General features: G+C 60.2%; 5 protein-coding genes. 3 read left to right on the forward strand and 2 right to left on the reverse strand.

Annotation, left to right across the window (positions count from 1 at the left end):
- The first annotated feature begins 78 nt into the window (after positions 1-78).
- The 3 genes from BK667_RS14075 (at position 79) to BK667_RS14090 (ending at position 10,638) form a co-directional block, all read left to right on the forward strand.
- Positions 79-7,317, forward strand: coding sequence for a non-ribosomal peptide synthetase (locus tag BK667_RS14075; RefSeq protein WP_123597961.1), 7,239 nt, complete (start codon positions 79-81; stop codon positions 7,315-7,317).
- A gap of 61 nt (positions 7,318-7,378) precedes the next feature.
- Complete coding sequence (locus tag BK667_RS14080) at positions 7,379-8,539, forward strand: FAD-dependent monooxygenase (RefSeq protein WP_123597962.1); 1,161 nt, start codon at positions 7,379-7,381, stop codon at positions 8,537-8,539.
- A gap of 266 nt (positions 8,540-8,805) precedes the next feature.
- Positions 8,806-10,638, forward strand: coding sequence for a DAHL domain-containing sensor histidine kinase (locus tag BK667_RS14090; protein WP_123508135.1), 1,833 nt, complete (start codon positions 8,806-8,808; stop codon positions 10,636-10,638).
- A gap of 17 nt (positions 10,639-10,655) precedes the next feature.
- Here the strand turns inward: BK667_RS14090 and BK667_RS14095 are convergent, their stop codons facing one another.
- On the reverse strand, positions 10,656-11,465 hold the full coding sequence (locus BK667_RS14095) for an NADPH-dependent oxidoreductase (protein ID WP_123597963.1): 810 nt from the start codon (positions 11,463-11,465) through the stop codon (positions 10,656-10,658).
- Positions 11,466-12,836: an LLM class flavin-dependent oxidoreductase gene (locus tag BK667_RS14100; protein WP_123508133.1), complete on the reverse strand. Its 1,371-nt coding sequence runs from the start codon at positions 12,834-12,836 to the stop codon at positions 11,466-11,468.
- Positions 12,837-13,100: the final 264 nt, after the last annotated feature.

Genomic DNA, 13,100 nt, shown 5'->3' on the forward strand with positions numbered 1-13,100 from the left:
CGTTGCTTCGCCACGCCTGCGCGAAGCCTCGGTCGTCACGTTTTTCATCAGTTTTGGGCCAGGCCCACGGAGAACTCTATGACTCAGGCCAAGCCCGTTTCGGGTGACCTGCTTTACCCGCTGACGGCCCCGCAACTGGATATCTGGCTGGATCAGCGGCTGCACGAAGATTCGCCGCTGTACAACATCGGCGGTTATGCCCGGATCAACGGCGCGGTGGATGCGACCCGGATGCAGCACGCAATCGACCAGGTAGTCAGTCGCCACGACGCGTTGCGCACGCAACTGGTGCCAGGCTCGGCCGATCATCCCTTGCCGCGCCAACGATTCCTGGCGTCGGTCAGCGCGGCGTATTCCTTGATCGATGTCTCCGCACAGGCCGATCCCGAGGCCGCCGCATTGGCGCTGCTGGAAGAAAACCTGCAAACGCCGTTCTCCTTTGACGACGGTTTGCTGTTTCGTACGGACCTGCTGAAGGTCCGCGAAGACCTCTATTACTTTTTCTTCAATTGCCATCACCTGATTGTCGATGGCTGGTCGTTTGCGATGATTGGCAAGGCCATCAGCGAGGCCTATTCCGCCTCGGCACCGATGCTGCCAGCACCGAGTTATCAAACCTATCTCGAACAGCAAGGCAGCGATAAAGCCTCGGCGGCGTTCCAGCGTCAACGCCACTACTGGCTGGAAAAATACCGCACGTTGCCCGAACCGCTGCTCGCGCCCCGCCCGGAAAGCCGCGTCGGGCCAGGCCTGACGCCGAGCCAGAACCACACCTGGCGCTTGCCGCGTGCACTTTACAATCGCCTCGGCGAACTGACCAAAGCCAGCGGCCAGGGGTCGATTTTCCATGTGATGCTGGGCGCGCTGTACAGCTACTTCGCCCGAGTGGCCCAACGTGACGAGATCGTGATCGGCCTGCCGATCCTTAACCGCGCCAACGCCGCGCACAAGGCTACGGTCGGGTTGTTTGTCGGCATGAGTCCGGTGCGCCTGAGCCTCGGCACCGATCTGCGCTTCAGTGAACTGGTCGGCAAGATTGCCCTGACGCTCAAGCAGGATTACCGCTATCAGCGTTACCCGTTAAGCGAATTGAACCGTGAACTCGGGCTGCAGAATCAGGGTCGGCGGCAGTTGTTCGACCTTGTCGTGTCCTTCGAGCAAGACCAGGACACCTGGTACGACGCAACCCTCGCGCACCCGGTCAAACTCAGTAACGGCTATGAACAGAATCCCCTGGCGATGCACGTGCGAGAGGCCGGGCCGGACGACGATGTGTGGATGCATTTCATCTACAACGAGGCTTACTTCGACACGGCGCAGATCGAGGCGCTGCAACTGCGTTTTATGCGCATCCTCCACGGTGTGGCGGCTGATTTCGACGTGCCGGTCAACGCCCTGGAACTGATGCCCGCCACTGAACGCCAGGTGCTGGATGACTGGAATCGCACCGATGTTGATTACCCGAAGACCCCGCTACTGCATCAGTTGATCGAGGCACAGGTCGCGGCTCGCCCGGACGCGATTGCCGTGCGTTTCGAGCAACAATCTCTGACCTACGACGCGCTGAACCGCCAGGCCAATCAATTGGCCCATGCCTTGCTGGAAAACGGCATTCGCCCGGACGACCGCGTGGCCATTTGCGTGGAGCGCAGTCTGCAGATGGTAGTGGGTCTGCTGGGCATTCTGAAAGCCGGCGCAGCCTACGTGCCGCTGGATCCGGGCTATCCCGCCGACCGCTTGAGCCATATGCTCAGCGACAGCACGCCCGTCGCCCTGATCACCACTCGCACCTTGCTGACCAGCCTGCCTGCCGTGACGGTGCCGGTGTTGTGCCTCGACACCGACCACCAACGCCTCGCCCGGCAACCGCTTGAAAACCCCGTCCTTGACCTGACGCCGCAACATCTCGCGTATGTGATTTACACCTCCGGCTCCACGGGCCTGCCCAAAGGCGTGATGAACCAGCATGACGGCGTCGTCAACCGTCTGCTCTGGGCCCGGGATGCTTATGGCGTCGATGAACGCAGCATCATCCTGCAGAAGACCCCGTTCAGTTTCGATGTGTCGGTCTGGGAATTTTTCCTGCCGTTGCTCAGCGGCGCGCAACTGGTGGTGGCCGCGCCCGGCGGGCATCAGGATCCTGGCTATTTGATGGATCTCATGGAGAGCACCGGCATCACGCTGCTGCATTTCGTGCCGTCGATGTTGCAGGTGTTTCTCGACCAGGCCGAGCCCCGGCGTTTGCCTGAACTCAAGCAGGTGCTGTGCAGTGGCGAAGCGTTGCCGTATGCCTTGCAGGAACGTTTTTTCGAGCGCCTGCCGCAGGTGCAATTGCACAACCTCTACGGTCCCACCGAAGCGGCCATCGACGTCACGGCCTGGCATTGCCGGCCCGGCGTGCACAACGGCATCGTGCCGATCGGCCAGCCCATCGCCAATACGCAGCTGCATGTGCTCGACGGCAACCTGCAACGGTTACCTCCGGGCATTGCTGGTGAGTTGCACATCGGTGGCATCGGTGTCGCGCGGGGCTACCTGAATCGCCCGGAACTTACGGCCGAACGGTTTATTCGCGATCCATTCCAGGCCGATCCTCAGGCGCGCTTGTACAAGACCGGCGATCTGGGGCGTTGGTTGGCGGATGGCAGCCTCGAATACCTGGGACGCAATGATTTCCAGGTGAAAATTCGGGGCCTGCGCATTGAGTTGGGCGAGATCGAATCGCGGCTGATGGCGTGCGAAGGCGTCAAGGAAGCGGTGGTGATCGCCCGTCAGCAAACCGAAGGCGATGCCTGGCTGTGCGGCTACTTTGTCGGTGAACCGGGTGTTGAGCTGTCAGCCCAGACATTGCAGAAGGTTTTGCAGCAGCAAGTCCCGGACTACATGGTGCCCTGGCACCTGATTCAACTTGAGCAATTCCCGTTGAACGTCAACGGCAAGCTCGACCGCAAGGCCCTGCCCGAGCCCGACGAAACCCTGGGCCGCCGCGATACAACGGCGCCCCGCTCAGCGCTGGAACACTCACTGGCCGAACTCTGGCGGGACAACCTCAAGCGCTCGGAACTGGGGATCCACGACAACTACTTCATGCTCGGTGGCGATTCCCTGAAGGTCATTCACTTGCAGGTCAAGGCCCGTGAACAAGGGATTGCCCTGACGCTGGCGCAGATTTACCAGCATCCGAGCATCGCTCAATTGGCCGAAAACGTAGCGGCCCAGGGCGGCGCTTCGACTTACCTGGCGCCCTTGGCGCGTGTGGCGCCGTTTGCCCAGGTGCCGGAGGCGATTCGCCTGGCCAGCGCGGGTGAATTCGATGACGTATTTGCCGCGTCGCAACTGCAAGTCGGGATGATTTACCACTCGATGATGCACCCGGATTCGGCGATCTATCACGACATCTTCCGCTATCGCCTGCGCCTGAAATGGGACGCCGCCGTCTGGGACCGGGCGTGTCGCGCCTTGATCCAGCGTCACCCGGCGTTGCGCATGTCGTTCGATGTCGGCCATACCGAAGCGCCGATGGCGCGGGTGCACTCAGTGGTGGAATCACCCGTGCAGCTGATTGTTTCGCCGAACCCTGCGGATCGCGAGCAGGCGGTAGCCAACTACATCGAGGAACGCAAGCGTCACCGTGAGGATTGGCATCAGGCGCCGCTGTACCAGTTCGGCGTGGCCGTGGGCGCGGATGACATGGATCTGGTGTTCAGTTTCCACCACGCGATTCTCGATGGCTGGAGTGTCGCCACGTTGATGCGTGATCTGATCACGCTCTACACCTCAGAAGAGTCATTACCCGCTCTGACCACGACGCCCGCCGACTTTGTCGTGCTTGAACAGCAAGCCATGGCCAACGCGGCCCACAGTCAATTTTGGCGCGACTACCTGCAGGATGCGCCTGCGGCGTCCATGACCAGTTGGACCCACGCGGTGGCTCCGGACCCGACGCCGCACCGCTCGGCCTACCGGGAAATGCCCGCCGCGGACGTGGCCCGGCTCGAAGCGTTCTGCCGTGCCCAGGACCTGCCCTTGCGTGCCGTGCTGCTGGCGGCCCACGGTTTTGCCCAAGCCATCGTCTCCAATCAGCAAGAGGTGTTGTGCGGCGTGATCAGCCATGGTCGGCCGGAATTTGCCGACAGCGCCCAGGTGCTGGGGTTGTTCCTCAACACCCTGCCCTTGCGCTTCAGCACCCTTGGCGGCAATTGGCTCGAAGTGATTCGCGGTCTGATGAGCCAGGAGCAACAGGTGTTTGCGCATAGGCGCTACCCGTTCGCGCTGATTCACCGGGAAACCGACGTGGCGCTGAACGTGGTGTTCAATTACGTCGATTTCTATGTGCTCAACGACCTGCTGGCGCCGGGCGAAGAGATCCTCACCGGTTGGGAAACCACCGAGGCCAGCAACTATGACTTGCTGACCACGGCGGGACGGCATCCGTCCAACGGTTCACTGATGTTGAAGACCGACTACTGCACTGCGCGCGTGGCCACCAGTCAGGTCGAGGTCTATGCCGATTACATGCTGCGCACCCTGGAATTGATGATCGCCAATCCCGACGCGCCGCCGCGCATACCGGACTGGATGCCGAGCATCGAACACACGGCACCGGCGACCCACGGCAATCTCTCGACCTTGTTGCTGGACAGCTTCGCCCGCCATGACGAGCAGGTCGCCGTGAGCTTTGGCGAGACTCGACTGTCCTACCGACAACTGGCGGACCGCAGCGCCCAACTGGCGAGTTGGCTGCACAAACGCGGTATCGGTCCGGGTGATCGGGTGGCAATCATGATGCCCCGTTCACCGGAACTGATCATCGCCCTGCTCGGGGTGATCCAGGCCGGTGCCGCTTATGTGCCGATTGACCTGAGTTATCCGCAGGACCGCATCCAGCTGATCCTCGAGGATTCACAGCCGCGCCTGGTGCTGTCCGCCGATGGCTCGACGAATCTGGTGGCGACACTGGCCAGCCGGGTTGAGCGGCGGCACTGGGACGGCGTGGTTGTCGAGTTCGATGGCAACCTCGCACGCTGCCATGAACGGGTTGCGGCGATCGCGACCGAAATAGCCGACGACGATAACGCTTATCTGCTCTTTACCTCCGGTTCCACCGGACGGCCGAAAGGCGTGGCGATGCCGCATCAAGCCTTGAGCAATATGATCCGCTGGCAAATCCGCGAGCAGGAGGCCACGGGCATCCCCCTGAAGACGCTGCAATACTCGCCCATTTCATTCGACGTCTCGTTCCAGGAAATCTTCTCGACCCTGTCCAGCGGCGCAGAACTGGTGATGATCGATGAAGCGCTGCGTTACGACTTTATTCGGCTGCTGAAATTTATCGGCGCGCAGGACATCAACCGACTGTTCCTGCCCTACGTCGCCTTCCAGGGCCTGGCCGAGGTCGCGATGCAACTCGGGATCCGCCCGGCCTCGCTGCGCCAGATCAACGTGGCGGGCGAACAGCTGAAAATCACTGCGGAGATCCGGCATCTGATCGATGGCCTCGACGATTGCCGGGTGGAGAACCATTACGGCCCGACCGAAGCCCACGTGGTCACCCGCCTGCGACTGGAAGGCGCCAGCGCCGATTGGCCGAACATGCCACCAATTGGCGTGCCGATTGATGGCGTGCGCATGCACGTACTGGACGCCACGGGCAATGCCTGCCCGGTCGGGGTCAGCGGTGATCTGTTCATCGAGGGGTTGTGCCTGGCCAACGGTTACTGGAACCAACCGGACCTGACCGCCGAACGCTTTGTCTATCGTCAGCTGTCGGGTGAAAGTCGTCGGTTATACGAGACCGGTGACGTCGGGTTTTACCTGCCTTGGGGCGACTTGATCTATCAGGGCCGCAGCGATGCGCAGGTGAAGATTCGCGGCTATCGCGTCGAGTTGGGCGAGATCGAAGTCGCCATGCTCGGCTCCCCTCAGTTCGGTGCCGATATTCAGCAAGTGGCGGTGATCGACAAGCTGGCGGCGGATGGCGGTCGCTATCTGGTGGGCTTTGTTCAAGTGATGCCGGGGCGCGAGCTGGACCTGGATCGCCTCAAGGCTGAAATGCGCCTGACACTGCCCGATTACATGCTGCCGAACACGCTGGTCAGCATCGGTAAATTACCCCTTGGCCCAACCGGCAAGATCGATCGCCAACGCTTGCAAAAGGTCGATGTTCAGACCACGTCGCTGCGCCCGTTTACCGCGCCACGCAATACCTGGGAAGACTTGTTGCAGGCCTATTGGCAGGAAACCCTGGATCTGGAAGACATCAGCGTCCATGACAATTTCTTCGAACTTGGCGGCAACTCGCTTAAGGCCGTGCGCCTGATTGCCATGCTGGCCCGGCATCAGGGTTGCGAACCTTCGTTGTCCGACTTCATCCAGGCGCCGACCATCGCCGAATTTGCCCAAGTGTTGCAGCAGAGCGAAGACGGTCACGCGCAAACCGGCGCACTGGTGGACTTCAAAAATGCCAAGCGTGTGCCGACGCTTTTCCTCGTGCACCCCATCGGTGGGCATGTGCTGTGCTATGCCGCATTGGCGCAAGTGCTCAAGGACCGGGTCCAGCTGTACGCCCTGCAAGCACCGGGCACTTGGGACAGCCGCGCGCCGTTGCAATCGGTGCAGGCCCAGGCGGTGCACTACGCCGATGCGATTGAACAGGTCGCACCCACCGGCCCGCTGAACATTGGCGGCTGGTCCTATGGCGGTGTCGTCGCGTATGAGCTGGCGAGCGAGTTGAAGCGTCGCGGGCGGCGTCTGCATAACGTGTTCTTGCTCGACACCATCGTGCGCGTCAGCCAAGGGGATGTGCAGATTGAGCGCAGCGAGTTCATGAATTGGTTCATGTGGGAATTGCTCAGCGGCGATGGCCAGAAAGACTACGGCTACCACGCCCTGGACTTCGCTGCGATGAGCGACCTGCAAGCCTTCGAGGCGATCAAGCAGCACGGCGTGGCCCAGGGCATTTTCGACGCCAGCATCACGTTGCTGACGCTGGATCAGCTGTACCGGGTGTTCCATGCCAACTGGCAGTCGCTGCTGGACTACCGCTTCCCGCCCCTGGATTTGCCATTGACGCTGTTCGCGGCGGATGTCGAGTTGCCCGATGTGCTGCAAGCCCCCCATGAGATGGTCGGTACGGCCTTCCGCGATCCGTATCGCGGCTGGCGCACGGTAGCGCCACACGTGGAGCGCATTGCTGTCGAGGGCGATCACTTGACCATGATGCGCGAGCCGCATATCCGGCGGGTCGGTGAGGTCATCAAGTCACGCATTGATGCAGCGCGGATCAGAAGCGCAGACGCCATTGCCGCATTCGCATAGCCGTCACCGACGGTCACAACTCAACGCCCGGTGATTGCGGGCTCGATACAGGTGGAACGGCATGACAGAACTCAGGAAAGCCATTGTGGCAGGCGCCGGCATCGGCGGGCTGACCGCCGCCATCGCGCTACAGCGCGCGGGTTGGCAGGTCGAAGTCTTCGAAGCGGCCCAGACCCTGCGCACCGGCGGCACCGGCCTGTCCGTCATGGCCAATGCCATGGCGGCACTGCATTCAATCGGTGCCCATGTCCCGGTAGAACAAGCGGGCCAGGTGATCAAACAGTTTTATTTCAAGAAACAGAATGGTGATCCCATCACCCACATGCCGATCCACGAGATCGGCGAACAACTGGGCCACCCGAGTGTGAATATCCAGCGTCCTCTCCTGCTGCGGGCTCTGGCGCAGCAACTGGCGCCGGACACCCTGACCACCGGGTTGCGTTGCGTGGGTTATGCCAGCCGCCCGGAGGGCGTGCAGGTGTCGTTTGAAGACGGCAGCACGCGCCAGGCGGATTTGCTGATTGGCGCTGACGGTTTGAATTCGGTGATCCGCCAGCAGATGCTCGGCGACACCCCGACACGCCCCAGCGGCTACATCGCCTGGCTGGCCGTCGCGCCCTTCAGCCACCCGGTGATGACTGAAGGCTACGTGGCGCATTACTGGGGTCGCGGCAAACGCTTCGGGCTCTGCGATGTGGGCGATGGCCAGGCGTACTGGTGGGGCACCTGCAACCACGCCGATGCGGCGGATGCCGCGTTGAGCATCAGTAAACAGGAAGTGCTCGACGCCTATCGCGGCTGGGCGCCGGAAGTGGTCGCGGCCATCGAAGCCACGCCCGAAAGTGGGATCCTGAAAATGCATGCCCGGGATCGCGAGCCGGTGGAGCAATTCTGTGACGGGCACGTGGTGCTGCTGGGGGATGCAGCGCATCCGATGTTGCCGAGTCTCGGCCAGGGTGCGGCGCAGGCGATTGAAGATGCCGTGGTCCTGGCGCAATACCTGACGCAAACCCCCGACCTGAACGCAGCACTGGCGCAGTACCAGGCCTTTCGACATCCGCGAGCCAATGGGGTGGTGAAGGCTGCGCGGTTTATGAGCGGCATCGAACAGGCCGAATCGAAGGTGGCCTGCTGGTTGCGGGAATGGTATTTCCGCCTGACCCCGCAGAGCAGCTTTCGCAAAAAGAACCTCGACATCTTGTCGTTCAAACCCAGCGCGTAACCCTGTGGGAGCGGGCTTGCTCGCGAAGGCGGTGTGTCAGGTGAAATAAGTATCGACTGACACACCGCTTTCGCGAGCAGGCTCGCTCCCACAGGGGGGGGATTTTCGTTGCCTTCAGACAGTTAAAAGCCCCGATGCCTTTTTTAAGGTGTCGGGGCTTTTCGCTGTCGCCGCAAGCAGTTTCCCAGCGCACGACTAGAATCTGAACTACGTTGGCCTTTGCATGATGTGGGTATTTTCCATTTTTCAGGGAGCAGAAGAACATTATGCAAATCAGCAGCCGTTATAAATGGACCGCCCTGACCGCTATAACGCTGACTATTTTTGCGGCGCTGATATTCCTTCTTATCAAGTCTTACTCCTACGAAACATCCACTTATTTCGAATCCCGGGACTTTGTTCGTCAACTAAAGCAGTTGGATGCCAATTGGGCGGTGAAAATCCTTCGGGCAAAAATCGGTATAAACAGTAGTTTGCAACTGGGCGCGCCGGCCGAATCCGGTAACCGATGGGACCAATTGGACAAACTGAACAATTCCGGCCCGCTGGCTACCCTATGGACTGATCGCCGGCAGGGTTACCTGAATGCCGTGCAAAACAAGACGCTACTGGTTGATCAATTCAAGGAACACAACACCGCACTGCGCACCGCCCTTGATGCCCTGCCCGATGTAGAAAACAACATTCAAGGCTTGTTGAAAGAGATCACGGATAAACAACAGCTCGAATACCTGACCAACTCCTGGAATATTCTGAACCTGACGTTGACCACCCTCGAATACGCCCTGTATGCCTCCAGCGACAACGCCCAGGAAATTGAACACCAACTGAGCATCCTCAACCAGTACATGAGCCAGCTCCCTCCCGAGCGCCGAGCCCCCTTCGATACTTATGTCACTCACGTAAACACCATTGTCCGGGAACAACCCATCGTGAATGACTTGCTCGACCGGATTAATGTCATTCCCGTTGCGCAGCAACTGGACAGCATTAATGAGTTATTGAACGAAACCCAACGGCGAACGGAGGCACAGGACCGCCAATACCATATTTACCTGGCCATCTGCGCCAGCCTCATGGCGATCCTGTTGGTGTACCTGGCCGGACGTTTGATTCGCAGTTATACCGTGATCAACAAGATTAATAGCGAACTGCAATCCGCCAATGAACGACTTGAACAACGCGTCGAAGAACGCACCCGGGAACTGATCGAGGCCGAACGTGAACTGGTGGATGCCGCGCGAATGGCCGGCATGGCCGAAATCGCCACCAATGTGTTGCACAACGTCGGCAATGTGTTGAATAGCGTTAACGTCTCCGCCGATGTAATCGCCCACCGATTATCGACCAGTAAAACATTGGGCCTGGGTAAAGCGGTGAACATGATGAATGCGCATGCCGGGGATCTTGGGCAATTCATCACCCTCGATGAAAAAGGCAAACTGCTGCCCCTCTACTTCAATCAATTAGTGGACTCCATTGCGGTCGAACAATCCGGCATCGTCGATGAACTGTCGCAACTGACCAAGAGTATCGACCACATCAAGGATATCGTTTCCACTCAGCAGGCCTACGCCGGCGCTGCCCGGGTGGTTGAGCCCTTGAATGTGATCAATCTGTTTGAAGACGCGCTGCGGATGAACTCCGGCGCCTTGAGCCGGCACCATGTCACGGTGGTCAAGGACTACCACGATGTCCCGACCATCATCGGCGACAAGCACCGGTTACTGTTGATCCTGATCAACCTGATCAGCAACGCTAAATATGCGATGTCCAAAGTCACCGAACAGCAGCGGGAAATGACCCTGAGTGTCAGCGTCATCGACCGTTCAACGTTGCGCTTCAGCGTCAAGGACCAGGGCGAAGGCATCGCCGCCGAGAACCTGTCGCGCATCTTCAACCATGGCTTCACCACGCGCAAAGAGGGCCATGGATTTGGTTTGCACAGTTGCGCACTCGCGGCGGTGGAAATGAACGGACGCCTTAACGTTCACAGCGATGGACCTGAATTGGGTGCGGTGTTCACGCTGGAGATTCCGCTGGAACTGGCGGGCAATACCGTTAAAGAACCGCCAGCGACAGCTGACGGAACGCTCTAGTCAGGACCAGCGTCGCCTCATTTCTGTTCGAAGCGCTGCCCCTTGAGCACTGCGCTGATGTGTTCACGCCCGTTCAACGTGTGGATACTGCGCAGGCGTTCGACGGCCTGCTGCGACCAACTCGGCGTGCTGAGCCCCTGCTCCCGGTAAAACGCGGCGATGTGCTGGTCGTAGTCGTCGACCAACTGCTGCTCGACGGGCTGCCCGTAAGTCTCGCGGTGCAACACGACCTGTTGCGGCAAACGCGGTTTGACGGCGGCCGGGCGTGTCGGATCGGCGTAACCGACGCACAAGCCAAACACGGGGAACACCAGCGGTGGCAGCTGCAACTCATCGATGACGGCCGCGAGGTTATTGCGCAAGGCGCCGATGTACACGCTGCCCAGCCCCAGGGACTCCAATGCCACCACGGCATTTTGCGCCGCCAGCGCCGCATCGATACTGCTGACCAGCAGGCTATCGAGATAGGCCGGCGCGCCCAACTCGATGTCTTGCCGTTGCGCCTGGCGATCAATCCGCGACAGGTCCGCCAGCCACACCAGAAACAGCGGTGCCTGACGGATATGCGCCTGGTTGCCGGCCAGTTCGGCCAGGCGCGCCTTGCGTGCCGGGTCTTCGATGGCCAGCAGGCTCCAGGCTTGCAGGTTGGACGACGTGGCCGCCGATTGCGCGGCTGCCAATAACGTGTGCAACGTGCCTTCCGGCAACGGTTTGTCCAGGTAGCTACGCACGCTGGTGTGCTGCAACAGTGACTCGATGATTTCATTCCACGGCGCGCCTTGCGGCCACTCGCCGTGTCGGTAGCGACGATTCAAAGACGAAGACATTTATGCACCCACAGCTTGTAAATGTTCACCGACAGTAACAGCTTGCGCAACACGAGCGGCGCTATGGCGATTGACCGGCACCGGTAACCCCAGGTGCCCACGCAACGTGCTGTGGCTGTACTCGCTGCGGAACAGGCCGCGCTCACGCAGCAGGGGCAGGACTTCGTTGGTGAATCGGGCAAATTCCCCCGGCGCACCGACACGGATGTTGAAACCATCGACCGCGCCTTCGACAAACCAGCGCTCGATCTCGTCGGCGACGGTTTTCGGCGAGCCGACAAAATTCGAAAACGGTGCGGCAAACCGCCAGGCTGCCTGACGCAGGGTCAGTCCTTGTTCACGGGCAACGTGCTTGATGTGCTCGGCATGACCGCGATAACCATTACTGCCCAAATCACCCAGATCCGGGAACGGCTCGTCGAGGGGGTATTGGGAAAAATCGTGATAGTTGAATGGCCGCCCCAGTTGCACCAGCGCCTTGTGCAGGTCCAGTTCACCGTGACGTTCGCGATCGATGGCCTGGGCCTGCTCGTCGGTGTCGGCAATAATCGGCGCGATACCCGGCAGAATCGTCACGTGATCGGGGTTGCGGCCAGCCGCGGCGGTGCGCTGTTTGATGTCCTGATAGTACGCGCGGGCGTCCTCGAAATTGTCTACGCCGGCGAAGATCCCTTCGGCAAAGTTCGCCGCGAGGTTGCGCCCGGACTCGGAAATCCCGGCCTGGAAGATCACCGGTTGGCCCTGGGGCGAACGGGCGATGTTCAATGGCCCGGTGACCGAAAAGAACTCGCCCTGATGATCGAGACGATGCTGACGTTGCGGGTCGAGAAACACCCCGCTCTGCTTGTCACGCACAAAGGCGTCGTCTTCGTAAGAGTCCCATAACCCCTGCACCACTTGCAGATGCTCTCCGGCCCGGCGATAGCGCTCGGTATGGTCGATGTGCTGCTCGCGCCCGAAATTTCCGGCGGCGCCTTCGAGCCCGGTGGTCACCACATTCCAGCCGGCCCGCCCGCCGCTGATCAGGTCCAGTGAGGCAAATTGCCGGGCCACGTTGAACGGTTCGGTATAGGACGTCGTCAGGGTGGCCACCAGCCCGATCTTCGACGTCGCCCCCGCGACGGCGGACAACAACGTGAGCGGTTCCAGGCGATTGAGATAATGCGGGGCCGAATCCGGGGTGATGTACGGGCTGTCGACGATGAAAATCAAGTCAAACTTCGCCGCCTCGGCTTGTTGCGCCTGCTGGCGATACCAGTCGATATCGATGCTCGCATCGCCCGGAATCTCCGGGTGCAGCCATTCATTCTGAGCAGTACCGACGCCGGTGAGAATGGCGCCGAATTTGAGTTGTCGTGGTGAAGTGGACATCTGGATATTCCCCCGGATATGGCAGCTCTGCTGGCCGTTGAAGGACGACCTTAGGCGTTGGGAATACGCTTGTGAAATGCTTTATTGATCTATCCTAATTATAAAAATCAATGATCATAATGATTTTTTATATTCAGCCTATGCATATAACCCTGCACATTCCCATTGTGGGAGCGGGCTTGCTCGCGAAGGCGGAGTGTCAGTCACTAACGCTGTTGGCTGACACACCGCTTTCGCGAGCAAGCCCGCTCCCACAGGGGATGC

Origin of the sequence: Pseudomonas frederiksbergensis (assembly GCF_003732705.1) — a bacterium.
Taxonomy (GTDB): Bacteria; Pseudomonadota; Gammaproteobacteria; order Pseudomonadales; family Pseudomonadaceae; genus Aquipseudomonas; species Aquipseudomonas frederiksbergensis_F.